This window comes from Streptomyces sp. NBC_00461 (assembly GCF_036013935.1).
GTDB lineage: Bacteria > Actinomycetota > Actinomycetes > Streptomycetales > Streptomycetaceae > Streptomyces.
In genome coordinates this window covers 6,178,903-6,203,242 of the sequence record NZ_CP107902.1, presented here as the reverse complement: position 1 = coordinate 6,203,242, position 24,340 = coordinate 6,178,903, and the positions used below count along the sequence as shown (strand labels likewise).

20 protein-coding genes and 2 pseudogenes are annotated in these 24,340 nt (G+C 71.1%); 6 read left to right on the top strand and 16 right to left on the bottom strand.

The features are described from left to right. Positions 1-14: 14 nt before the first annotated feature. Positions 15-1,073 carry a BMP family lipoprotein gene (locus OG870_RS29175; RefSeq protein WP_266520079.1) on the bottom strand — a complete coding sequence of 353 codons (1,059 nt, stop codon included), beginning with the start codon at positions 1,071-1,073 and terminating at the stop codon, positions 15-17. A gap of 297 nt (positions 1,074-1,370) precedes the next feature. Continuing rightward, the gene (locus tag OG870_RS29170; RefSeq protein ID WP_266589536.1) at positions 1,371-2,594 is read right to left on the bottom strand and encodes an amidohydrolase; all 1,224 of its coding nucleotides are present in this window, start codon (positions 2,592-2,594) and stop codon (positions 1,371-1,373) included. 351 nt (positions 2,595-2,945) lie between these two features. Between OG870_RS29170 and OG870_RS29165 the strand changes: the two genes are divergently transcribed. Beyond that, positions 2,946-3,602 carry a class I SAM-dependent DNA methyltransferase gene (locus OG870_RS29165; RefSeq protein ID WP_266589534.1) on the top strand — a complete coding sequence of 219 codons (657 nt, stop codon included), beginning with the start codon at positions 2,946-2,948 and terminating at the stop codon, positions 3,600-3,602. Between the two features lie 6 nt (positions 3,603-3,608). Here the strand turns inward: OG870_RS29165 and OG870_RS29160 are convergent. The 6 genes and pseudogenes from OG870_RS29160 to OG870_RS29135 all read right to left on the bottom strand — a co-directional run bounded on the left by OG870_RS29160 (position 3,609) and on the right by OG870_RS29135 (position 10,650). Further along, positions 3,609-4,026: pseudogene (locus OG870_RS29160) on the bottom strand (ATP-binding protein). Positions 4,027-4,029: 3 nt separating this feature from the next. Next, positions 4,030-5,544 carry a hypothetical protein gene (locus OG870_RS29155; protein WP_266844222.1) on the bottom strand — a complete coding sequence of 505 codons (1,515 nt, stop codon included), beginning with the start codon at positions 5,542-5,544 and terminating at the stop codon, positions 4,030-4,032. Between the two features lie 361 nt (positions 5,545-5,905). Then, a complete protein-coding gene (locus tag OG870_RS29150; RefSeq protein WP_266520072.1) occupies positions 5,906-6,988 on the bottom strand; it encodes a hypothetical protein in 1,083 nt (360 codons plus the stop codon). 49 nt (positions 6,989-7,037) lie between these two features. After that, entirely contained in the window at positions 7,038-7,973 is a 936-nt protein-coding gene (locus OG870_RS29145) for an N-acetylneuraminate synthase family protein (RefSeq protein ID WP_266520070.1), read from the bottom strand. Positions 7,974-7,987: 14 nt separating this feature from the next. Further along, positions 7,988-9,253 carry an acylneuraminate cytidylyltransferase gene (locus OG870_RS29140; protein WP_266520068.1) on the bottom strand — a complete coding sequence of 422 codons (1,266 nt, stop codon included), beginning with the start codon at positions 9,251-9,253 and terminating at the stop codon, positions 7,988-7,990. A 32-nt stretch (positions 9,254-9,285) separates the two neighbouring features. Continuing rightward, positions 9,286-10,650, bottom strand: coding sequence for a DUF6716 putative glycosyltransferase (locus tag OG870_RS29135; RefSeq protein ID WP_266520066.1), 1,365 nt, complete (start codon positions 10,648-10,650; stop codon positions 9,286-9,288). 198 nt (positions 10,651-10,848) lie between these two features. Here OG870_RS29135 and OG870_RS29130 point away from each other — a divergent pair, with 198 nt between their 5' ends. The 3 genes from OG870_RS29130 to OG870_RS29120 all read left to right on the top strand — a co-directional run bounded on the left by OG870_RS29130 (position 10,849) and on the right by OG870_RS29120 (position 14,628). Beyond that, on the top strand, positions 10,849-11,835 hold the full coding sequence (locus OG870_RS29130; RefSeq protein WP_266520064.1) for a glycosyltransferase family 2 protein: 987 nt from the start codon (positions 10,849-10,851) through the stop codon (positions 11,833-11,835). Further along, positions 11,835-13,181, top strand: a complete 1,347-nt coding sequence (locus OG870_RS29125) for an alpha-2,8-polysialyltransferase family protein (RefSeq protein WP_266520062.1) — start codon at positions 11,835-11,837, stop codon at positions 13,179-13,181. Before OG870_RS29130 ends, OG870_RS29125 begins: the two co-directional genes overlap by 1 nt. Positions 13,182-13,503: 322 nt before the next feature. After that, on the top strand, positions 13,504-14,628 hold the full coding sequence (locus tag OG870_RS29120) for an acyltransferase family protein (protein ID WP_405624691.1): 1,125 nt from the start codon (positions 13,504-13,506) through the stop codon (positions 14,626-14,628). Between the two features lie 45 nt (positions 14,629-14,673). Here the strand turns inward: OG870_RS29120 and OG870_RS29115 are convergent, their stop codons facing one another. Beyond that, complete coding sequence (locus OG870_RS29115; RefSeq protein ID WP_266589528.1) at positions 14,674-15,324, bottom strand: TetR/AcrR family transcriptional regulator; 651 nt, start codon at positions 15,322-15,324, stop codon at positions 14,674-14,676. A 71-nt stretch (positions 15,325-15,395) separates the two neighbouring features. On the opposite strand from OG870_RS29115, the gene OG870_RS29110 reads away from it, so the two are divergent. Beyond that, positions 15,396-16,835: an FAD-dependent oxidoreductase gene (locus OG870_RS29110; protein WP_266589526.1), complete on the top strand. Its 1,440-nt coding sequence runs from the start codon at positions 15,396-15,398 to the stop codon at positions 16,833-16,835. A gap of 23 nt (positions 16,836-16,858) precedes the next feature. On the opposite strand, the gene OG870_RS29105 is transcribed toward OG870_RS29110, so the two are convergent. Beyond that, a complete protein-coding gene (locus OG870_RS29105) occupies positions 16,859-18,439 on the bottom strand; it encodes an acyl-CoA mutase large subunit family protein (protein WP_266844231.1) in 1,581 nt (526 codons plus the stop codon). Between the two features lie 144 nt (positions 18,440-18,583). On the opposite strand from OG870_RS29105, the gene OG870_RS29100 reads away from it, so the two are divergent. After that, a complete protein-coding gene (locus OG870_RS29100; protein WP_266592454.1) occupies positions 18,584-19,384 on the top strand; it encodes a L,D-transpeptidase family protein in 801 nt (266 codons plus the stop codon). Positions 19,385-19,619: 235 nt separating this feature from the next. On the opposite strand, the gene OG870_RS29095 is transcribed toward OG870_RS29100, so the two are convergent. From OG870_RS29095 to OG870_RS29075, 6 genes and pseudogenes are all read right to left on the bottom strand, one after another. After that, a complete protein-coding gene (locus OG870_RS29095) occupies positions 19,620-20,690 on the bottom strand; it encodes a hypothetical protein (protein ID WP_266844233.1) in 1,071 nt (356 codons plus the stop codon). Next, the gene (locus tag OG870_RS29090) at positions 20,690-21,352 is read right to left on the bottom strand and encodes an RNA polymerase sigma factor (RefSeq protein WP_266589520.1); all 663 of its coding nucleotides are present in this window, start codon (positions 21,350-21,352) and stop codon (positions 20,690-20,692) included. The genes OG870_RS29095 and OG870_RS29090 overlap by 1 nt, the downstream gene beginning before the upstream one ends. A 371-nt stretch (positions 21,353-21,723) precedes the next feature. Then, a complete protein-coding gene (locus tag OG870_RS29085; RefSeq protein ID WP_266589518.1) occupies positions 21,724-22,464 on the bottom strand; it encodes a hypothetical protein in 741 nt (246 codons plus the stop codon). Positions 22,465-22,536: 72 nt separating this feature from the next. After that, positions 22,537-23,157, bottom strand: coding sequence for an RNA polymerase sigma factor (locus tag OG870_RS29080; protein ID WP_266520050.1), 621 nt, complete (start codon positions 23,155-23,157; stop codon positions 22,537-22,539). 156 nt (positions 23,158-23,313) lie between these two features. Then, a pseudogene (locus OG870_RS48245) lies at positions 23,314-23,442 on the bottom strand (L,D-transpeptidase family protein); the annotation flags it as partial. 160 nt (positions 23,443-23,602) lie between these two features. Next, entirely contained in the window at positions 23,603-24,292 is a 690-nt protein-coding gene (locus tag OG870_RS29075) for a hypothetical protein (protein ID WP_327691702.1), read from the bottom strand. Positions 24,293-24,340 lie beyond the last annotated feature (48 nt).

Genomic DNA, 24,340 nt, shown 5'->3' with positions numbered 1-24,340 from the left:
CGGGAACCGTCAGGTCACGGAGCGGTCTTGACCTTGATGTCGCCGTCGACGATCTTCTTCTTCGCAGCGTCCAGCTTGGGCTGGATGTCGTTGATGAAGCCACCGCTGGTCGCCAGCTTCACGCCGCCCTTGGAGAGCGAGTAGATCTGGTTGCCGGTCAGCGGCTTGCCGTCGTGCACGGACTTGATGAAGTCGTAGACACCGACGTCGACGTTCTTGACCATCGAGGTCAGGATCGAGGCCTTGTACTTGGCCAGACCCGGGATGTTGTACTGGTCGGAGTCCACGCCGATGGCCCAGGCGCCCTTGACGCCGTTGACCGCCTCGATCGCGCCGTTACCGGAGGAGCCGGCCGCGGTGTAGATCACGTCGGCGCCCTTGTCGAGCATGCCCTGCGCGGCCTCCTTGCCCTTGTCGGGGCTGGAGAAGCCGGAGAGGTCCGAGCCGTGCGTCAGGTACTGCACGTCGACCTTGACCTTGGCGTTGGTGTCCTTGACGCCCTGGACGTAGCCCGCCTCGAACTTCTTGATCAGCGGGGTGTCGACGCCACCGATGAAGCCGACCTGGTCCTTCTTCGTCTTCAGCGCCGCCGCGACACCGGCCAGGTACGAGCCCTGCTCCTCGGTGAAGGTGATGCTGTCGACGTTCGGGGCGTCCACGACCGAGTCGACGATGCCGAAGTGGACCTTCGGGTACTTCGCGGCGACCTTGGCCATCGAGGTGGCGTACGAGAAGCCGACGCCGACGATCGGGTTGTACCCGGCGTCCGCCAGGTCGGTCAGGCGCTGCTCGCGGTCGGCCTCGGTGTCGGAGGTCTTGGCGGTCAGCTCCTTGATCGAGCCGCCGAACTCGGACTTGGCCTTGTCGGCGCCACGCGCGGCGGAGTCGTTGAAGGATCGGTCACCACGGCCGCCGACATCGAAGGCGAGACCGATCTTGACGCCCTTGCCGCCTCCGGAGGAGGAGGACGAGGAGCTGCCATTGTCGGAGGAGGTGCTGCCACAGGCTGTGGCAGTCAGTGCAAGAGCTGCGGTGGCGATACACGCAGCGGAAAGCTTGGCTACCCGGCGCACGGGAGGCTCCTTCACCTGACCTGAGCGCCTTGTCGGCGCTTAATGTGAGCACCATGCCAGTGCCCGGGCCTGCACGCCCCTGCGGCGTCGGCTTCGCGGCATCGTAACGCGCGTAGATGTCAGAAAAACACCTCTCGGGAAGCCGTTATCGATTCGAGGCAAACACCGTCTGAACTCGGGACCTTGTGGGATCGAGAGGATCATTTCGATGCGTGAACGAATGGCTTACAACCGTGTTGCGCCGGACGGCGGAACGGCCCCGAGGGGCCGCCCGACCAGTCGTTCACCCGGATCCGGTCAGCCCTCGGCCGCGTCCAGCAGCGCCGCCGCCGTGAAGAGTTCCACGCCCACGGTGATCGCGGACTCGTCGGCGTCGAAGTCGCCCTGGTGCAGGTCGCGCACGGTGCGCTCGCCGGGGGTGCGGACGCCGAGGCGGGCCATGGCGCCGGGGACGTGCTCCAGGTACCAGGAGAAATCCTCGCCACCGAGGCTCTGCTCGGTGCCCTCGACGGACTGCGCGCCGCGCCGCGCGGTCATGGCGTCGCGCAGCAGGTCGGTCACGTCCGGGTCGTTGACCACGGGCGGGACTCCGCGTACGTAGTTGATCTCCGACTTGGCGCCGTGCAGGTTGGCGACCTCGTCGATCGCCGCGACGACGATGTCCGGCGACTGCCGCCAGGCGTCGATGTCGAGGCAGCGGACGGTCCCGGAGAGTTCGGCGTGCTGCGGGATGACATTCGGAGCGTGCCCGGACTCGATCCGGCCCCAGGTGATGGCGAGACCGCTGCGGGTGTCCACGCGCCGGCCGACGAGGGCGGGCACGTCGATGGCGACCCGGGCGGCGGCGGTGACCAGGTCGGTGGTCAGGTGGGGACGGGCGGTGTGCCCGCCGGGCCCGTCGAGGGAGACCTCAAGGCGGTCGCAGGCGGAGGTGATGGCGCCCTCCCGCAGCCCGATCCGTCCGGCGTCCACCCTGGGGTCGCAGTGCACGGCGATCATCCGCCCCACCCCTTCGAGCACCCCGCACGCGATCGCGTCGGCGGCGCCCCCGGGCAGGACCTCCTCGGCCGGCTGGAAGACCAGCCGCACGGGCCGCGGCAGTCGCCCCTGCCGGTGCAGCTCGGCCAGCACCAGGCCTGCGCCCAGCACCACGGTGGTGTGCACGTCGTGTCCGCACGCGTGCGCCCGGTCGGGCACGGTGGAGCGGTACGCGCACTCGCTCTTCGTGTCCGGGATGGGCAGACCGTCGATGTCGGCGCGCAGCCCGAGCATGGGGCGCGCGCCGTCCCACTCACCGATGTCACAGACGAGCCCCGTACCCGTCGCGAGCACGCGCGGCCGCAGACCGGCCCGCTCAAGCCGCTCCTTGATCGCAGCCGTCGTACGGAACTCCTGGTTGCCGAGCTCGGGGTGCATGTGCAGATCGCGCCGGAAGGCTACGAGCTCGGCGCGCAGCGCCTCGGGCAGCGTGCCCGGAAGCACGGCTTCCCCGGGATGGTCGGCCTCGGTCTCTGGGGGCATCGGTTGCTTCACCCTCTGAAGGGTAGGACGCCGAAGTGGCCAACTGACCCTCGATCAACAAAAGTTCAACCCCTTAGGGGAAGAAAATCTGGCCGCTCGACGCATGGCTGTGAGGTGAGGTGGGTAAACCTGTCTTTTCTCTACGGATACCACGCCTCGCACCACCCTGTCGGTTCTGTTCATCTGTCGGGATCACACGGTTGGGAGAAACGGGCCCGGACACCGGAACCGTCACCACCGCGCGACGTTCCGGTCACCCGGCGTGCCCGGCCGCCCGGGTCCGCGAACTCCTGATGCAGCCCCGGTGAACCGCCGGACATCCGCCCGCCACCCGGACTAGGGTCCGGCCACGTGAGCCACGAAGCCCCGGATTTCCTGCACACCACCCGGACCTCGTACGACGCGATCGCGCGTCCGTACTCGGAGCAGTTCGCCGACCACCTCGGCGACAGACCCCTGGACCGGGCCCTGATCACCGGGTTCGCGGAACTGGTCCGGGCGAACGACCCGGCGCCCGTCGCCGACGTGGGCAGCGGCCCGGGTCATGTCACCGCGCGGCTGGACGCGCTCGGCGTGCCGGTGTTCGGGGTGGACGTGTCGCCGGGGATGGTGGCGCTGGCCCGGCAGGCACACCCCGGGCTCCGTTTCCACGTGGGCTCGATGACCGCGCTGGACCTGCCGGACGAGACGCTCGGCGGCGTCCTCGCCCTCTACTCGATCATCCACGTCCCGGACGATCACCTGCCGGCGGTGTTCGCCGAGTTCCACCGCGTCCTGGTCCCGGGCGGCCATGTCCTGCTCGGCTTCCAGAGCGGAGAGGAGGAGGGCCGTATGCATCTGGCGGAGCGCTTCGGGCAGGAGATCTCGCTCGACTACTACTGGCGTACGCCGGACGCCGTCGCCGAGCAGCTGGTCAAGGCGGGTCTACGGCCGCACGCCCGCGTCCTGCGCGAGGCGGACGGCGAGGAGCGGCGGCCGCGCGCGTTTCTGCTGGCGCGGAAGGCCTGACGGTCATCACGCAGATGCCGGCCGGCACCGCACGCACTTGCCCCGACTCCCGAACCTGGCGGACGGCTGCCGGCCCCACTGCTCGGCGCAGGCCTTCACCAGCCCAAGCCCCAGCCCCCGCCCGTCCTCCAGGTCCGCCACCCGCCACGGCGGGGGCGGCGGATCCGGAGGCGCCGGGTCGGTGTCCCACGCCCCGATCCACACCATGCCCTCCGAGGTACGGCGGACCCTCAGCGCGGCCGGCCCGGCCGGCCCCTTGGTATGCCGTACGGCGTTCGACACCAGCTCCGCGGCCAGGAGTTCGGCGGTGTCCACCAGGCCGATCAACCCGTGCAGGTCAGGATCAGACGCAAGGTGCGGCGGCACACCGTGACCCTCTGCGGTCGTTGGGGATGGAGATCGTGCAGTCCCAGGTTTCGGGCATGCGTCATCCCTGGGGCCGCGACCTCCGCGCCGCCAGGAACACCAGCACGCCGCCCGCCACCAGCAGGACGGCGGTGCCCGCCCGCAGCAGGACTCCGTCCGCGCCCGTGGCGGCGAGCCCGCCGCCGGTCGTCGTCCCGCTCGTGGTTCCCGCCCCGGAGCCGGACGGGTTCGCGGTGGCCGTGGCCGATGGGGACGCGGAGGCGCTGGGCGACGGGCTGGACGTCGCCGAGCCGGTGGCCTTCACCGCGATCGCCGCGGTGTCGTTCACCGCGTCGTCGTCACGATTGGGGTACTCGGGGTTCTCCACCGCCCGCACGCTGCCCCGCGCGCCGGGGACGACCCGGTCGATCCGCACCGTGAACTCCTGGGTCACGGAGTCGCCGGGCCGGAAGTCCGTGCTGCCGATCTCGCAGGTGTAGCTCTTCGCGCCGGCCTTGCCCGGTGTGCAGTTCCACAGCGGCCCGGGGTCGCCCTGCTCGCCGGGGCCGGGGGCGCCGGTGATGGTGGTGCCGGCGGGCGGGGTCACCACGAACGTGCCGGAGTTGTCGGCGTCCGTCCACCGGAAGCCCATCCGGCCCGGCCCGTTGTTCCGCACGCCCACGGTGATGCTCACCGTGTCGCCGACCTTGCCCTCGACCGTGTCACCGAGCGCCTGGTAGTCGGCGTGCTGAGTGGTGGCAAACGTGCCGTACCCGGAGCCGGTGAATCCGGGGCCGGAGGCGACGGACTTCAGGCCGAGCGGCGCGCCGGTGCCGGTCTCGGGGAAGTCGGACGGGTCGAAGGAGCCGGGCGTCGTGCCGCCGACCGGCCACACGACGTAGGTGTTGAAGCCGTACATCGTGTCCTTGGCGACGGTGTAGCGCAGCGGCGCGTCCGTCTCGTAGGCCGCGCCGGGCGCGACCGGGGTGTCGAACCGGCACCAGGCGCCGACGTCGGGCGATTCCGAGTAGTGGCAGTTGGAGTGGTCACGGGCGAGAGAGACGCCTTCCGAGTCCTGCACCAGCAGCATGACGCCCTTGCCGGCAGGGGCTGTGCCGGTGTCGGCGAAGGCCGGGGTGCGCTCGAAGACGGCGCCGGGCGCGATGCCCTTCAGCGCCGGGTAGGGCCGGGGGACGAGCTTCGGCCCGCCGACCAGGACGTCCGTCTTCCCCGTCACGGTGGCCGCGTCGGAGGCGGTGGCGGTGTAGGTGATGGCGCCGGTGTCGCCCGCCTTGGCGGCCGCGGTGGGCTTCAGGAGGAACGGGTCGATCGACTCCCTGCCCGACAGGGGGCCCACGTCGCACCTCAGCTTCAGGGTGCCGGTGCTCACGCAGTCCCCCGTGACCACCATCGTCGCCTTCCCGGTGAGGGACGACGCGTCGATGGCGACCGAGACGTCATGGGCGTCCCCGCCCGAGGCGGTGATGCCGAGGTCCAGGTTCGGGCCCTCGCCCTCGGTGGGGAGGTAGTAGTTCTCCTGGGCGTCCAGGACGAGCGTCGTTCCGGCGGCGTGCGCGGCCGGGGTCGCGACCGCCATGACGGCGGCCGCGAAAGCGGCGGCAGCCGCTGTTCGCCATGTTCTACGTATCGTCAGCACAGAACGTGGACACGCCAGAACACCGGAAGGTTGCGCCCGAGGGTCCGTCAGCTGACAGACGGGTTCCGCTCCGGGAACCTCTCCAGAGCACCCGAACCGGCGACAGCCGACGGCCCGGAGTTCACCGGGAATCCGCACAGACCAGCGCGGGACCCGCACAGGCCGGAGGCCGCGTTTCCGCAGGTCACCGAATTCCGTCACCTCGGAGACGGACCGGGACGTGGCCCCTCTCGCCGGGACGTGGCCCCTCTCGCCTCGATTTTCAACTCCCTTGCAGCACCGCTGGATTCCGGAGCCGACGTCACGCCGCGGTGATGACCGCCGACAACCGGTGGACGTCGCGGGCCGTCCCCGTGACGCCCGACAGGAAGCCCTGGGCGCGCGGGGAGGCGTTCTCGGTCAGCCAGCCCGGGTCGATGTCGCAGACGGCGACGCGGACCTCGGTGCCGACGAGGGCGAGGGGAAGGGTGTGGACGACCGTGGAGGGGAAGCTGAGGATCGTGCGGCCGACCGGGCCCCGGCGGGCGATCAGCTCCAGCGGGAGGTCGGGGCGGACGATCTCCAGGCCCGTCTCCGCGGCCAGCCGGTGGAGCTTGTCGGTGCTCTCGCGGCGGTGGGCGAAGTAGCGGGTGGCGCCGTGGGCCTTGGCCAGGGTGCGGACGGCCTCCAGGTAGCGGTCGCCGTCCACGACGCCGGTCTCCACCAGGGAGGTGCCCACCATGTCGGCGCCCTTGGTGATGCGGGGCGGGCCGAAGCGGGCCCGGGTCCAGGCGAAGGCGTTGGCGGTGAGGGTCACGCCCGCGGGCTTCTCCTCCATCGGCATGGAGGAGAAGATCTCCACCTGCCGCTTCCCGCTCGGGGTGAGCCGGCGCCGGGCCGAGGACGACACCGGCGCGAAGATCAGGTCCCGTGGGCCCGGGCGGCCGCCCTTGCGGTGCCAGCGCACCAGGCGTTCACCGCGGGCGAGTTGGGCGACGAACTCCATGGTCGCCGTTCCGTCGTCGACGACCACGAGGTCACGGGCCTTCGTGATCGTCAGCAGAAGCTGTACGTAACGGGAGAACGGGTCGCCCATCACGACCCGGCGGGCCCGGCGCAGCAGCGGGGCCAGACCGCCGATGGTCTGGAAGGGGGCGCCCGGACCGCCGCGCGCCTCCTCCCAGCGGACCTGGTACCCCTCGTCCCTGGCCAGCTCGGCCATGCGGCGCAGCTGGCCGCGGGTCATGGGGTCGGTCGGTGACAGGACGACGACGGTGAGCCCCCCGTCGGGTGCCTCGGTCCCGAGGGCATGGAGGTGCGCCCACTCCAGCACATTCAGAAGCTGTACCGGGCTCTCGACGAAGGCGAGAGTGTGGGGGCCGGCTGACCCGGCGCGGGGGCTCATCTACGTACGACCGTCCCGTCGTAGAGCGTTACTGGGTGGTGAGTTCGGTTCAGACCGAGACCGGCTCGCCCGCGGCCGCGGCGATCTCCGCCTCGGCGATGACGCCCGTGACGCGGCGCAGCTTCTTCATCGGGCCGAGCTCGGAGTCGTAGACCTTCTTGACGCCGTCGCCGAGGGAGGCCTCGATGGTGCGGATGTCGCGGACCAGGCGGGTGAGGCCCTGGGGCTCGACGGAGGCGGCCTGGTCGGAGCCCCACATCGCGCGGTCCAGGGTGATGTGGCGCTCGACGAAGGCGGCACCGAGGGCGACCGCGGCGAGGGTGGTCTGCAGGCCCGTCTCGTGGCCGGAGTAGCCGATCGGGACGTTCGGGTACTCCTCCTGCAGGGTGTTGATGACGCGGAGGTTGAGCTCCTCGGCCTTCGCGGGGTACGTCGAAGTGGCGTGGCAGAGCAGGATGTTGTCGCTGCCCAGGACCTCGACGGCGTGGCGGATCTGCTTCGGGGTCGACATGCCGGAGGACAGGATGACCGTGCGGCCCGTCGCGCGCAGGGCGCGCAGCAGCTCGTCGTCCGTGAGGGACGCGGAGGCGACCTTGTGGGCGGGGACGTCGAACTTCTCCAGGAAGGCGACGGCCTCGGTGTCCCACGGGGAGGCGAACCAGTCGATGTTCTTGCTCTTGGCGTACTCGTCGATCTGGCGGTACTCGTCCTCGCCGAACTCCACGCGGTGGCGGTAGTCGATGTAGGTCATCCGGCCCCAGGGGGTGTCGCGCTCGATGTCCCACTGGTCGCGCGGGGTGCAGATCTCCGGGGTGCGCTTCTGGAACTTGACGGCGTCGCAGCCGGCCTCGGCGGCGGCGTCGATGAGCTTGAACGCGTTCTCCAGCTCGCCGTTGTGGTTGATGCCGATCTCGCCGACGACGTAGACGGGCCGGCCCGGGCCGGCGGTCTTCGAACCGAAGGTGCGCAGACGGGAGTTGCTCATGACAGGAACGTTCCTTACTTGTCGAGGGAGTCGAGAGAGGGGCCGAGGATCCAGCTGGCGATCTCTCGGATCGCGCCGTCGCCACCGGGGACGGTGGTGACCGCACGGGCGGCGCCGCGTACCACGTCGTGGGCGCTCGCGACCGCCACGGGCCAGCCCACGAGGGCGAAGCACGGGAGGTCGTTGACGTCGTTGCCGACGTAGAGCACGCGCTCGGGCGCGATGCCCTGCTCCTCGCACCACTGCTTCAGTGCGAGGTCCTTCCGGTCGATGCCGTGCAGGACCGGGATCCTGAGCTTCCGGGCCCGGGCGGCGACGACCGGGTTCTGCTCCGTGGAGAGGATCAGCATCTTCAGCGCGCTGTTGCGCAGCGCCGCGATGCCAAGGCCGTCTCCGCGGTGCACGGAGACGAACTCCTTTCCATCGGCGTCGATCAGCACCCGGTCGTCCGTCTGGGTGCCGTCGAAGTCCAGTACGACCGCGTCGATGTCGTCGGCGGTCGGCAGCGAACCGGGGCGGTCCGCGTCGAAGAGGGGGGCCAGCGCGCGGGCGCGGGCCAGGTCGTGCGGGTCGTCGATCTCCAGCACGCGGGCGGGGTCCGTGCGGACCAGCTCGGTGCGGCCGAAGAAGCGGTGCTGGTGCTTGCGGAAGCCCGTCGCGGCCATCGCGTAGGCGGCGCCGGTCTCCAGGAGCTCCTGGGGGCGGTCCTGGCGGCGGGGGCGGTAGGACTTGTCGTGGTTGACGCCGTAGCCGCCGCCGGTGGCCGCGTCGGCCTCGGCGACCGTGCCGCCGGCGACCTCGTCGTCCGCGTCCCGCCAGACGAAGCCGTGGAAGGGCGCCACGGTCAACGCCGTGTCGGCGCCGTTCTCGGCGACCGCGCCGGCCACCCCGTCGATGTCCTCGCGGATGATGAACGGGCTGGTGCACTGCACGAGCAGCACCACGTCGACGGCCGCGCCGTGCAGGGCCTCGTGCGCGTCCATGGCGTGCAGGACGGCGGCCTCGGAGGTGGCGGTGTCGCCGGCGATGGCGGCGGGGCGCAGCACGACCTCGGCGCCGGCCTCGCGGGCGGCGGCGGCGATCGCCTGGTCGTCGGTGGACACCACGACGTCGGTCACCAGGCGGGTCGCCAGGCACTCGTGGACGGCCCGCGACACCAGCGGTACACCGCCGACGGGGGCGAGGTTCTTCGCGGGCACGCCCTTGGAGCCGCCGCGCGCGGGGATGACGGCGAGCACTCGGCGGACCGAAGCGCCTTGGCCCGCTTCCGGGTTGGACATGGGTTCAGCTCCTTGAAATGGGGTCGTGCGGCTCACAGCTCGCCCATCCGCCGGATGACAGGCGCCACCCGCTGCACCCCGTGCCGGTAAGCCCCCCGGGCGGCCCGGCGCACTATCTGCCGGACGGGCCCCGGCTCCTTGTCGGCCGCGGGTGCCCCCGGCAGGACGCTGCCGTCCGGGCCGAGGTGGTGGCGGGCGAGGATGCCGGGCAGATAGCCGGGCGCCGTCGCGGGCGTGTAGTACGGGGCCAGGGGCGCCGGGCCGCCGGGCCGGTCGAGCAGCCTGGTGATGCGCTTGCGCGCGGCGTCGAAGGCCGCCTCATAGGAACCTCCCCCAGAGGGGGGACCCCCAGCGACGACGCCCTGCCGGGCCACCCACTCCTCGTCGGGCGCCGGCCGGTGTCCTTCGTCCAGCTGGTCCCAGGAGGCGAGGCACCCGGAGCCGACGAAGTGGTGGTTGCCGAGCACCTCGCGCACGCCGAGGTCGGTGAGGACGACGGTCGGGATGCGGCGGTGCAGGGACTCGAGCGCGGCCGTCGAGCTGATGGTGACCAGCAGGTCGGTGCGGTCGAGGACCTCGCCCATGTTCCCGTACACCAGGCGGAAGTTGGCCGGCGGATCGAGCCGCTGGACCAGCTTCTGGTAGGGCTGCTCCTCGATGTGCGTGGTGTGCTCGCCCGGCCTGGAGCGCAGCTTCAGCAGCACCTCGCGCTCGGGGTGCAGCCGGGCGTGCTGGACCAGCCGGTTCAGCAGGTACATACGGTCCTTGCGGCTGTCCGGGACGGACGGCTGCACGGCGAACACCACGGTGTAGGGGTCGTGTTCGCCCTCGTAGGCCGCTCCGCCGAGGAACGGCAGTGCCACCTCGGTCACCGACGAGGCGTCGGCGCCCACCCCCTCGTACACGGCCCGGAAGCGCTCCGCGTCCTGGCGCGAGTTGGCGAGGACGAGGTCCGCGCCGTGCCGCAGGAGGAGGCCGTCGGCGAGCTTCTCGTAGACGACACCGACGTAGCCGGTGACGACGACGGGGCGCTTCGCGCGGCCCTCCCACACGCGCTTGAGGCCGTGCAGCATCGCCTGTACGCCGCCGCCGACGAGCGCGAGCACGACGACGTCGTACGACTCCTCGGCCATGGCGCGCAGGAACTCGACCGAGGTGACCTCTTCGAGTGAGTCGGCGCGCACACCGACCTCCGCCAGCTGGCGGGCGGTCGGTGTCGCCCGTCCGCGCAGCAGGAATCCGGTCAGCTCGAAGCCGACTTGCGCGTCCTCGTGGGATGCGGCTTCCATGGACGGGCCCGGGGCGATACGAGCCGCGGTCAACGCACCCCATTTCCAGCGGGTGTCGGAGTCCGCGAGTACGGCGATTCGCGTGGGCTTCGAGGTACTTGGTGGCACGTAGAAGACGCTAGGAAGCAATTCCGAGGAGCGGCCCAACCGCACCTCAACAAAAAGTTAACAACACCTCGCCGCGAGCCGAACTGGCTCGCCAAATCGCCGAAAGCGCAGTCGATGCACCGTTCCGACACATGGAGTTCACCCGGAGTACGGACACCGGAAAGTTCTGCAGCCGGGCATCCTCCTAGGCTTTCGGCTGTGCCAAAGCTCTCCGTGATCGTGCCGTTCTACAACGTGCAGCAATACGCCCCGGACACCCTCAGAAGCCTTCGACTGAACGCGCAACGGGATTTCGAGTTCGTACTGGTCGACGACCATTCGAAGGACGAAACTCCGGCCATTCTCGAACGCGCGGCCGAGGAACTCTCCGATGTCGCGCAGGTGCGTTATATCCGCCATGAGAAGAACGGGGGACTCGCCACCGCGCGCAACACCGGCCTGGACGCCGCGCAGGGCGAGTACCTGACGTTCCTGGACGGTGACGACTGGGTGGCCCCCGGCTACTTCGCCGAACTGGTGGGCGCCATCGAGCAGTTGGGCTGCGACTTCGTCCGTACCGACCATGTGCAGGCCACGGCCCGCGCGCGCACCGTGAACCGGGTGCCGATCGGGCGGCGCTGGGAGGTGTTCAACCCGCGCGACGCGATCCTGCCCGCGGACCGCAGCACCTCCGTGGACTACGCGTACGCGTGGGCCGGCGCCTACCACCGCCGTCTGGTCGACAAGGGTCTGCTGCACTTCACCGACGGGCTGCGCACGGCCGAGGACCGGCCGTGGATCTGGAAGCTGCACCGGGAGGCGGAGTCATTCGCCGTGGTGAGCCTGCTCGGCGTCTTCTACCGGCGCGGTGTGGCGTCCTCCCTGACGCAGATCGGCGACGTCCGCCAGCTCGACTTCATCCGCGCCTTCGACCAGGTCATCGAGGAAACGGCCCAGGACCCGGACGCCGACCGGCTGCTCCCGAAGGCCGTGCGCACCTACTGCGCGATCATCGCCCACCACGTCTCGGACGAGGAGAAGTGGGAGCCGTCCGTGCACCGGCAGCTGCGGGCGATGAGCGCGGCCGCCATCCAGCGCATGCCGCAGGACATGCTCGGCGACGTGCTCGAGACGATGGACATGCACCGTTCCTCCAAGCTGCGGCGGCTGCGGCGCCGGATCACGACAGCGAAGGCGGCTGCCTGATGCCCCGTACCACCCGTATCTTCTGCGTCTCGACGCTGTACGGCGCCGCCACCCTGGCCGCCGCCCTCGACTCCGACTGCTTCAAGGAGCGGGACGGCGAGGAGCCGGCCCGCCGGCTGCTGCTGGTGTTCAACAACTCCGCGACCCCGGAGACCACTCCGCCCGTCGACGAGATGCCGGGCTTCGAACCGCTGCGCGGCCACTTCGACACCGTGCTGTCCTGGAACGAGGCCATCCGCCCCTTCCACCCCGGTTCCTGGACCCCGCGCGCGGACGACATCCCGCTCTTCGAGCGCTATCTGCGGCTGCTGTGGGACCTGGGCGACGACCGGGTGGAGCTGGTCGTGGAGTCCATCCAGGTCACCCCTGCCCTGTCCGTGGCCCAGCTGTTCACCGACGCCCCTGTCGACGTCTACGCCGACGGCCTGATGAGCTACGGCCCCACCCGCAACAAGCTGGACCCGCTGGTCGGCACGCGCGTGCGGCGGCTGCTCCACCTGGACCTGGTGCCGGGGCTCACCCCGATGCTGTTGACCGAGTTCGACGTGCCGGCGCAGCTGGTGCCGACGGCCGCCTTCCTGAAGGTGCTGGGCGAACTCACGGCCTCCCTGCCGGAGTTGCCGCTCCTGCCGGACAACGCGGCGCTGCTGCTCGGCCAGTACCTGTCCGCGCTGAACATCCTCTCCCCCGACGAGGAGGAGGACCTGCATGTGCGGATGATGCGCGGAGCGGTCGAGCGCGGCCACCGGTCGGTCGTCTTCAAGCCGCACCCCACCGCGCCGGCCCGCTACAGCCGCGCCCTGGAGACCGAGGCGGAGAAGCTCGGCATCGACCTCGTCGTCCTCGACGTGCCCGTCCTCGCCGAGGTGCTGTTCGAGAAGTCACCCCCCGGACTGGTCGTCGGCTGCTTCTCCACGGCCCTGTTCACCGCCTCCGCGTTCTACGGGCTTCCGGTCGCCCGCATCGGCACCGAGGCACTGCTGGACCGCCTCACGCCGTACCAGAACAGCAACCGGGTCCCGGCCGTCCTGGCCGACGCGCTGATCCCGGACCTGGAGGGCGGGAAGGGCGAGGACACCGTCCCCGCCGACACGCTGGACGGCCTGGTCAACGCGGTCGGCTTCAGCATGCAGCCGCAGATCTACCCGAGCCTGCGCCCGGCTGCGGAGCGGTACCTGTCCCGGCACTTCGCCGACCGCACCCGGCGTTACTTCAAGCGCAAGCGGCTCACCTCGCTCGGGCTGCCCGGCGGCATTCCGGAGCGGCTGGCCTTCCTGCCCCGCAGCTCCACGGCACGCAGGGTGGTCCGCCGCGCGCGTGCGATCAAGAAGGCCGTGAAGCGCTGAGCCACCGAAGCCCCGAGTAAGCCCCGTGCCCCCACCTCGACTCCTGCGCTCCAACGCTGAGGCGGCTTCCGGACTCCTGAGGTCCCGGAAGCCGCCCCCTCGTCATGGGCGCCCCTTTTTGTTTTCGCCCAGTCAACGCGGTGCTCACGGGTTTACCGGGGCGTGGGGGGATTCCGGGCGGACTCAGGAAGCCAAAACGACATCCAGGTGAACGTACCGGGACCACACGCCAAATCGTTGACCTGCCGACCAAGGCAACACTGAGATTCGGACTAACGTGCTGTGACGCACCCGTGAGAGTGAGCGCGCCGAGGAGAATTCAGTGACCAGCACGACCGTCCGTTCGGCGCCCGACGCGCCGGTGCACCGCCGCCCGGAACGGACGGGGCCCCGGGAGACCCGGCTGCGCGCTCTGGACGGCCTGCGGCTGATCGCCGCGCTGATGGTGGCGGCGTATCACTACGGCGGCCGCGGCGGCGAGGTCACCCGAGCCTGGGGAAGTTCCGCCAAGGACCAGTTCCCCACGCTGCACAGCTATTTCTCCTACGGCTGCCTCGGCGTCCAGGTCTTTTTCGTGATCAGCGGATTCGTGATCTGCATGAGCGGCTGGGGGCGTCCCCTGAAGTCGTTCTTCGCCTCCCGCGCCTCGCGTCTGCTGCCGGCCTACTGGGCGGCGATTCTCATCGTGTCGGCGGTGTTCGCGCTGCCGATGGTCGCCTACAAGGCCCTGTCACCGAGTGACACGCTGGTGAACCTGACCATGCTTCAGCAGCCGCTGGGCGTGGACCGGGTGCTGGGGGTGTGCTGGACGCTGTGGGCGGAGGTCCGCTTCTACGCGCTGTTCGCGCTGTGCGTCGTACTGCCCGGGGCCAACCGTCGCCGCGTGATCCTCTTCTGTGCGGGCTGGACACTGGCGGCGGCGATCGCGCAGGGCGCGCACATGCCCCTGCTCGACATCGTGCTGATGCCCGAGTACGCGCCCTTCTTCATCGGCGGCGTCGGCCTCTACCTCGTCCACCGCGACCGGCGTGACGTGTACGCCTGGGGCATCGTGGCCGTGAGCTTCCTGATCGGGCAGCACTACGCGGTGCGCAGCCTGTGGAACGCCTCGGACCCGAACGCCTTCGCCCACCGCTCCTCACTCGGCATCACCCTCATCGTCGCCTTCGGCTTCGTCGCGGTCGCCGCGATCGCCCTGGGCCGGCTGAACTGGGCCAACTGGCGCTGGCTGACGGTGGCCGGGGCGCTGACGTACCCGTTCTACCTGGTCCACGAGCACCTGGGCTGGGTGGTGATCCGCGCCCTGCACATCAGCCTCGGCCTGCCGTCGGCGGAGACCTTCGCCCTGACGGTCGCGTCGATGCTGCTGCTGGCCTGGCTGCTGAACCGCTACGTCGAGAAGCAGCTGACCCCGAGGCTGCGGGCGGCACTGTCCGGGAAGCGCTGAGGTCCGTTCACCGGATCACCGGATCACCGGACGCCGACGCGACGCTCAGGAGCTGCCGTAGCGCGCCTCGATCCCCGCGACGACCAGCGCCAGACCTTCCTCGAAGTGCCGGTCATAGTCCTCGAAGATCTCCGCCCCGGCCGCGGCCGCGAGGGGGAAGTCGGCCAGCAGGCGGGCTCGTTCCCCGACGTCGTACCCCTCGCGGCGTTCGCCGGGCAGGGGCCGTACGCCCTGTTCCTCGGTCACGAAGCCGATGGTGTACGCATACGCGGTGGAACTCGCGCGGACCGTCTGGGCGAGGGTGAAGCCGGCGGCCGTGAACAGGCGCAGGCTCTCCTCCATCTCCCGTGCGTGGTCGATGCCGGTGAAGCGTGAGCCGCTGAAGACCTTCGCACCGTCGCGGTAGGCGAGCAGGGCAGCGCGCAGCCCGCGGTTGGACTTCAGCAGCCGCTCCTGCCAGCTGTCGCCGGGGTCGAGGGCGGCCCCGGCGACCATCCGCCGGTACATCTCCGTCGCCATCTCGTCGAGCAGCGCCTGTTTGTCCTTGAAGTGCCAGTACAGGGCGGGTGCCTTGACGTCCAGCTCCTTGGCGATCGCCCGCAGGCTCAGGCCGTCCAGGCCGACCTCGTTCAGCAGCTTCAGTGCGGTGTCCGCGACCCGCTTGCGGTCGAGGGGCGCGCGCTTCTCCGTACTCACGCTTGACAGCTTAACAGCGTTAAGGGCACTCTCTGAGGCGAGGCACTTAACGCTGTTAAGGAGAGTGGGTCATGAGCACTGCACATGTCGCCGCGGAAGTCGTGGCGGATGTCCTGATCGTGGGTGCGGGCCCGACCGGTCTGGCGCTCGGCGTCGACCTCGCCCGGCGGGGTGTGGACGCGCTGGTCGTGGAGAAGGCGGACGGACTGTTCCCGGGGTCGCGCGGCAAAGGCATCCAGCCGCGCACCATGGAGGTCCTGGAGGACCTCGGCGTCCTGGACGCGGTCCTCGCGCACGGCGGGCCCTACCCGGTCGGGATGATCTGGCAGGACGGCAAGCGGGTGGGCGAGCACCGGATGTTCGACCCGGCCGAGCTGAAGGAGGCGACCGCGGACTCGGCGTTCACCGTGCCGTGGATGGTGCCGCAGTGGCGGACGCAGGAGATCCTCTTCGCCCGGCTGGAGGAGCTGGGCGGGAGGGTGGAGTTCGGGCGTGAGGTCGTCGGGCTCGACCAGGACGACGTCGGCGTGAGCGTGCGCTTCACGTCCGGGCCCGAGCTGCGCGCCCGGTACGTCGTCGCCGCCGACGGCGGTCGCTCCGCCGTCCGGCGCGCGCTCGGCGTCGGCATGACCGGCGAGACCGTGGACCCGAACCCGGTTCTGGTCTCGGACGTGCGGATCACCGGCCTGGACCGCGACAACTGGCACGTGTTCCCGCCGAGCGGCGAGGGCGACGACGGCTACCTGGCGATCTGCCCGCTGGCCGGCACGGACGACTTCCAACTGGTCGCCCAGTTCCCGGAGGGGACCGCGGTGGACCTGTCCCTCGACGGCATCCGCAAGGTCGCCGCCGCGCGCTCGCACCTGGCACCGGAGGACATCACCGAGGTCCGGTGGGCCTCGGACTTCCGGCCCCGCGCAGCCCTCGCGGACCGCTTCCGCGCCGGGCGGGTCTTCCTCGCCGGGGACGCGGCGCACGTGCACTCCCCCGCCGGCGGCCAGGGCCTCAACACCAGCGTCCAGGACGCCTACAACCTGGGCTGGAAGCTGGGCGCGGTGCTGCGCGGCGGGGCGGACGCGGTCCTGCTGGACTCCTACGAGGAGGAGCGGCGCCCCATCGCCGCGCAGATGCTCGGCATCTCCACCGGCGTGCACCGCGGCGAGGTGCGGCGCGGCGCGGCAACCGTCCAACTGGGGCTCGGATACCGGGAGTCGACCCTCACCGAGGAGACACGGGCGGACGCGGGGACGGTACGGGCGGGCGACCGCGCACCCGACGCGACGATCGAGGGCGTACGGCTCTTCGACGCACTGCGGGGACCGCACTGGACACTGGTGGCGCTGGGCACGGACTCACCCGGCCTGGGCGTGGAGTCGGTGCGCGTGGTGCGCGGGCCTGCCCAGGAGCCGTACGGGAAGGGCCTGTTCCTCGTACGGCCGGACGGTTACGTCGGCTGGGCGGGCGACTCGGCGGCCGGACTCCCGGAGTACCTCGCTCGCTTCGGGAGGTGATTCGGGGGGGGTACGCGCCCGGCTCAGAACGCGTCGCTCGGTACATAGGTCCCCCAGACCTCCCGCAGCGCGTTGCACACCTCGCCCACCGTGGCCCGGGCCCGCAGGGCGTCCTTCATCGGGTACAGGACGTTGTCCTCGCCCGCGGCCGCCTTCTTCAGGGCCGCCAGAGCCGAGTCCACCGCCGACCCGTCGCGCTCGGCGCGCAGCCCGGCGAGGCGCTCCGCCTGCTGCGCCTCGATGGCCGGGTCGACGCGGAGCGGCTCGTAGGGTTCCTCCGCGTCCAGCTGGAAGCGGTTGACGCCGACCACGACCCGCTCGCCCTCGTCGGTCTCCTGCGCGATCCGGTACGCGCTGCGCTCGATCTCCGCCTTCTGGAAGCCGTGCTCGATGGCGGCCACCGCACCGCCCAGGTCCTCGACCTTCCGCATCAGCTCCAGCGCGGCCGCCTCGACGTCGTCCGTCATCCTCTCCACGACGTACGAACCCGCGAACGGGTCGACCGTCGCCGTCACGTCCGTCTCGTGGGCGAGGACCTGCTGGGTCCGCAGGGCCAGCCGCGCGCTCTTGTCCGTGGGCAGCGCGATCGCCTCGTCGAAGGAGTTGGTGTGGAGGGACTGGGTGCCGCCGAGGACGGCCGCGAGGCCCTGCACGGCGACGCGGACCAGGTTCACCTCCGGCTGCTGCGCCGTCAGCTGGACGCCGGCCGTCTGCGTGTGGAAGCGCAGCATCAGCGACTTGGGGTTCCGCGCGCCGAACTCCTCCCGCATGACCCGCGCCCAGATCCGGCGGGCGGCCCGGAACTTCGCGACCTCCTCCAGGATCGTCGTACGGGCCACGAAGAAGAAGGACAGCCGGGGCGCGAAGTCGTCCACGTCCATCCCCGCCGCGACCGCCGTACGCACGTACTCGATGCCGTCCGCCAGCGTGAAGGCGATCTCCTGCGCGGGCGACGCACCCGCCTCCGCCATGTGATAGCCGGAGATCGAGATCGTGTTCCATTTCGGGATCTCGGTCCGGCAGTACTTGAAGATGTCGGCGATCAGCCGCAGCGACGGCTTCGGCGGGAAGATGTACGTCCCCCGCGCGATGTACTCCTTCAGCACATCGTTCTGGATCGTGCCGGTCAGCTGGTCGGCCGGGACGCCCTGCTCCTCGCCGACCAGCTGGTACAGGAGCAGCAGCAGGGCGGCCGGGGCGTTGATCGTCATCGACGTCGACACCTGGTCCAGCGGGATCCCGCCGAACAGGACCCGCATGTCGTCGATCGAGTCGATGGCCACGCCCACCTTGCCGACCTCGCCGTGCGCGATCGGGGCGTCGGAGTCGTGGCCCATCTGGGTGGGCAGGTCGAAGGCGACCGACAGGCCCGTCGTGCCGTGCGCGATCAGCTGCTGGTAGCGGGCGTTCGACTCCGTCGCCGTACCGAAACCGGCGTACTGCCGCATGGTCCACGGGCGGCCCGTGTACATCGACGGGTAGACACCGCGGGTGTAGGGATACTCGCCCGGTTCACCCAGCTTCTCGGCGGGATTCCAGCCGGTCAGGTCGCCGGGCCCGTAGACCGGCTCGATGGGCAGTCCGGACTCCGTCTCACGCGCCATGGTGTGATGCCTCCCGCCGGCCGACTACTCGGGCACGCTGACAACAATGCCCCGCCGTTCGCAACCAGTCATCCGCGGGGAGCATCTCAGGTGACACGCGGGTACGCCGGTGAGAACGAGGGGGTCTCGGTGCGTATGACGGGCATGGGGAGATGGATCGCCGCACTCGCGGCCCTGGCCGCCGTGTGCGGCTGCACCGTGCAGGGCGCGGACGGCAAGGGCCACTCGCCGGTGCACATCGAGCTGCCGAGCAGCAGACCGCCCAGCACCGAGGCCGACGACAAGCCGAGCTCGTCTCCCTCGAAGGCCGGGCCCGCCGTCCTGTGGTCCCCGGGCGACAGCGGCGACCACGTCCGCGAACTCCAGGCCCGGCTGCGCCAGACCGACTGGCTCTTCGACGGGCCGACCGGGACGTACGACGACCTCACGGAGAAGGCCGTCAAGGGGTTCCAGGGCAAGCGCGGGCTGCCGAGGACCGGGGAGACGGACACCGTCACCTGGCAGCGACTGCTGAAGATGACACACGAACCGGGCAAGTGGGAGCGGTATCTGATGGGCGGCCAACCCGCCGGCGCACCCGACCCGCGGTGTCTGACCGGGCGGGTGCTGTGCATCGACAAGACGACCCGGACCCTGCGCTGGATGATCGACGGGCGGACGGTGTCGACGATGTCGGTCCGCTTCGGCGCGACGGGCACGCCGACCCGCGACGGCGTGTTCCACGTGTACTGGAAGTCCCGCCACCACTGGTCGACGCTCTACGACTCGTCCATGCCCTACGCGATGTTCTTCAGCGGCGGCCAGGCCGTGCACTTCTCCTACGACTTCGCGGCCCGCGGATACTCCGGCGCCTCGCACGGCTGCGTCAACGTCCGGGACGAGGCGGCCGTCGCCGATCTGTACGCGCAGGTGAGGAACGGCGACAAGGTCGTCGTGTACTGGTGACGGCCCGGAAGCGGGAGAGGCGGGGACGGCCCGGAAGACCGGGAGAGGTATGGGGCGCGGGCGGGACCGGGGGAACGTGTCCCGCCCGCGCCGAGGTGCACGAGCCGTGGGTACGGGGGGAACCCCGGCTCTGTGCGACGGCCGATGACCAGTCGGCTCACTCAGTACTGCGCGGACGCGGCCGAAAACGTTACTGGCGAGGCGAAGAGAACATCCCGCGCCACAAAACCGCAGGTCAGAGCATGCTGTACGTCGGGCTCGGAGACGGGCCGCGCGTCGGCGCGAGCTGCCTCGGCACCAGTTGCCTCGGCGCGAGGGGCGAAGGGGAGGCGGACGGCACGCCGGTGCCGCCGTTCGCACCGTTCACGCCGGGGCCTATGTGGTGGCCGTCGCCGTCACCGCCCCGATCCCCCTGATCACCTTGATCACCCTGGCCGTTCCGGTGGCCGTGTCCGCCCCGGCCGCCGATGTCGCCCTTGCCCTTGCCGTCCCGGTCCTGGTGCCTGCCCCGGAAGGCCTTGCCCTCGGTGACACCGAGGACGTTCTTGCAGTACTTCCACACGCGTCTGGGGTTGGTACCGCCCGCCGCGTCCTCAAGGGCCTGCCTGCGGTCGCCGCTCAGTTCCTTGCCGTCGCGCACGTCACGGCAGGCCGACGGGACTCCGAGCCACCAGCCGCCGACGTGTCCGCTGCGGTCGTCGGAGCCGGGCTCGGCGGAGGTGCCGCCGCCGGCCGAGCCGCGCGGGGCCGCCGGGCCGGTGGAACCGCCGGCGGAGTCGTCGGGGGTCGGCTCGCCCAGGGCGCTGTCCGGCGAGGGAGACAGGAGCGGGCGGTCCGCGCCCGCCCCGGCCGAGACCGAGACGCCCGGGCTGGGCCGGCCGTGGCCGAACGGCGTCGGGAGCACTCCGGTTGTCGCCGCGAAGGCGACTCCGCCGACCATGCCGGCCGCCAGTACGGCGGTCAGCGCGAAGCGCGCGGACCAGCCCCGGCGGGAGGGCCGGGCGCCCGCGGCGGGGCCACCGATACGGATGAGCCCGGCATCGGAGTCCCGGGTGCCGTCGGAGTGACGGGCCGCCGCCCGCTCGGCGCTCGCGTCGGACCGCGCGGCACGGAAGGCGGCCAGCGCGGCGGCCTCGCCGGGGAGTTCGGCGCTGCTCAGCGGGGGTTCGACGGTCAGCCCATCGAGGGTTTTGGCGAGGCGTTCGGCCTGGTCACGGGCGGCGGCATCGACTGCTTCCAGTGACTGTCCGCGCAGCAAGAGCTCCGCTGTTTCTCGGTCCAGCCACCTGTACTGCTCGTCGGCCATCACATGTCCTTCTGCGTCCGCGGACGCATATGCGTCACACTCGCGGACGTCACCGCGCGGTCGTGCGGGTCTCTCTGGGGCGGCAGCCCGTCCAGGCCACCGGTCGATTCCGGATCCTCGCCGAGCAGTTCGGCCAGGCGCTTCAGACCGCGGTGCGCGGCCGTACGTACGGCACCGGGGCGTTTGCCGAGCGTCTCGGCGGCGGTCTTGGCGTCGAGGCCCACGACCACCCTCAGCACGACGGCCTCGGCCTGGTCCTGCGGCAGCCGGGCGATCAGGGAGAGCGTGTCGTCCGTGGCCAGGGACTCGATGGCCTCGCCCGCGGTGTCGGACTCGGCGGCCTTCCCGGTCAGCTCCGTCTCGTCGCCGCCGATCGCGGGGCGGCGCCCGCGCATGCGTATGTGGTCCAGCGCGCGGTTACGGGCTATCCGGGCGGCCCAGCCGCGGAAGCGGTCGGCGTCGCCGCTGAACCGCTCCAGGTCACGGGCGATCTGCAGCCAGGCCTCGGACGCCACGTCCTCGGCGTCCGGGTCGCCGACCAGAGTCCGGACATATCCGAGCAGGCGGGGATGCACCGCCCGGTACACAGCCCGGAACGCGGTCTCGTCCCCGTCCTGTGCGGCAAGCACCGCGGCGGTCAGCTCCGCGTCGTCCCCCAGCACCCGTGGTTCCTCGTTCGATGGTCGCGGCGTCGAGGCCGCCGATCGTTGCGATGGTCAAGCGTCTTCGGCGCCCGGCGCGAAAGGCACGTTACGACCTGAAACCGCTGCTCGTCCATGTCCGCACAACCTGCAACCTCCTTGTGACGGGAAGCGATGTACCTGGGTGTGACAGAAACCGCACTCATGGCGCTGTAGAAAGTACGGGCCGCCGCGCGGCCCGTGCCGTGCGACGGCCGGGGCCTCTCCTGTGGGGGGTGGCGGCTCCGGCCGTTGCCTCGGTGGCACATGGTGGGGCGACACACGCCAGGACCGCGTACGCGAGGGCGGCGCACAGCTGGACGCGGAAGGCTGCTTGTCCCCCTGGTCGACCCCTAGCCGACCTTCTCCGCCTTCTTCGGCTCCTCGGGCTTCTTCAGCTCCGTGGGCTTCGTCGGCTCCTCGGGCTTCTTTGCCTTTTCGGGCTTCTTCGGCTTCGTCGCTTTTGCCGGTGTGTTTTCGGCCTTCGCCCGTCCCAGCTGCTCGGTGCAGTAGGCGGTGACGTTCCGCTCGCCGCCCGCGGCCGCGATCAGCCGCTGCCAGGCCGTCGACTCCATGGCCTTGCCGTGCCCCTTGACCTTCTCGTACGCGCGGCAGTGGGCCTCGGTGTCCTTGGCCGTGTCCGGGCGGTCCGGCGTGGACGGGGCGACGGGGGCGCGGGGGACGGTCGTGGACGGGACGACCGGCGCGTGCGCCCGCTGACGCGCCGCGTGCCCGTCGCCCGACGAGCCGCCGACCGTGCCGATCGCCGCGTACGCCACACCGCCCAGGGTCAGTCCGGCCAGGGACAGCGTGAGGGTGGCCCGCAGCGAGCGCCGGGCCCGGCCGTGCTCGCGCGGGCGCCAGTCGTCCCGGCGGCGGGTCCGCGCACGGTGCGCCCCGCCGTCCCGGGCGGCCCGGAACGCGGCCACCGCCCGCTGCTCGGCGTCGGCGTCGAGTACACCCGAGCGCAGCGCGTCGGCGAGCAGGCTCTCCAGTGCGGGGCCCACCGGCGCCTCCCCGGAGGCCGGGAGAGTCCCGCCCGGGTGGACGTGCCGACGGCCGGGGGCAGTGCCGTCACTGTGCCGGTCACCCATGTCCGTATCCATCCGTGTCGGGCAGTCGGCCGTCGTCGCTCCTGCCGTCGTTGACGTTCATGTCGTTGACGTTCATTTCGACTCCCCCAGCGTCCGGGGACCCTCATTCGTCACACCTGCGCCGCCGAGCCCGGCCGCGAGGCGCTTCAGCCCCCGGTGTGCGGCCGTGCGCACCGCGCCGGGGCGCTTGCCGAGGACGCGGGCCGCAGTGGGGCCGTCGAGGCCGACGACGACGCGCAGCAGCACGGCCTCGGCCTGGTCGCGCGGCAGGGTGCGGACCAGTTCCAGGGCGCGCTCGGTGGAGAGCGCCTCCAGGGCCTGGTCGTGGGTGCTGTGCGGGCCGGGCAGGTCCAGTACGTCCTGTTCGAGTGCCGAGGACCGGGGGCGTACCTTCTGCCGACGCAGGTGGTCCAGGGCGCGGTGCCGGGCGATGGTCGCGGTCCAGCCGCGGAAGCCCGCCCCGTCGCCCTGGAAGCGTCCGAGGTCACGGGCGATCTCCAGCCAGGCGTCGGACGCCACGTCCTCGGCGTCGTCGCCGACGATCCCGCGGAGATAGCCGAGCAGGCCGGGCTGCACGATGCGGTACGCGACCGCGAAAGCTGCCTCGTCGCCCTCCTGGGCCCGCTCGACGGCCGCCCCCAGCTCCCCGTCGTACGCCTGCATACGGCGGCGGGGTTCCCGTCCCTGGCCCAACGCTGTCCTCGTTCGTGCGTATGCGAAGCGGGCTCTGCAGAACCCGCACTGCGCGACACGTCCGGCCGTGTGCACGCCCCCACGATCTTCAGCGTCCGCCGTCACGGAAATGTCACAGGCCGCCGGAGCAACGGGTGGGCCGCGTGTGCCACATCTTCAGCCGATCGCGATGCGCGGACGGGCGCCGGGGCTGAGCCAGGCCATGATCCGACCCGGCGCCGCGCGCGACACCGACACGCAACCGGCCGTCGCGCCCCGCCCGTTGATGCGCGGGAAAGTCCCGGCGGGTGGGGTTCACCACCGTGTACGGCATGCGCGTCCCACCCGTCCGGCATCCGTACGCCGACCGGCCGGCCGAAGTAGGCGCGCCGGTCGGCGTCGAGGTCCACCCACACCGCCCCCGCACGGCGCACGAGCACCCCACCGACGTGCGCGCCGAGCCCGGTTACTCGGGCCCGACGACCGCGAGGTCGTGCGGCGACCGCGGATCGATTTCGTAGCGGGTGCCGAACTGGCTGCTGAAGCCGACCACTCGCACCGTCTGACCCGGCTTCAGGCGGGAGACGTCGACGCCTGTCTGCACGTTGACGAAGACCTGCACGGGGCCCGAACCGTCGTCGACGGACAGCTTGTACCCATAGGGGAGGTCGCTCGTCGGCCCTTGTGCGATCCTTCCGACGACCTTGACGAGCCGCCCCTCGGTGGCCTCTCCGACCGCGGCGGTGCCGACCCGCTCCGGTTTCACCGCCCGGCACTTGGGACCGAGTTCGGCATCGGAAGGCTCGGCCGGCACCAGGGTCAGCAGCCCGGAGCTGTCCCGGAGCGTGCCGGTGATGCGTGCGTGCTGTCGCGGGTACGCATGCACGTCGCTCTGCAGGCTGACGTAGATGCCGGCGGTCTTGTCCTGAAGTCCGAACCCCTTGTCTCCGAAGCTGGATTCGAAGGCTCCGGAGGGAGTCGTCACCGAGCCCTTCACGGTGACCACGGTCCCGACCGGCAGGCTGCGGGCCTGGGCAATCGAGACGGTCTTCGCTTGCGGCACGGCGAATGCCGAACCGGTCCCCAGCGCGGGCGCCGCCATCAGGGCGAGCAGGGGTGCGAAGAGCAGCGTGAGAAGCCGACGAGTCAGGCCCATGAATGCACTGTCCTTTCCGAGAACCGACAACAGGCGTCGAACGCCGTC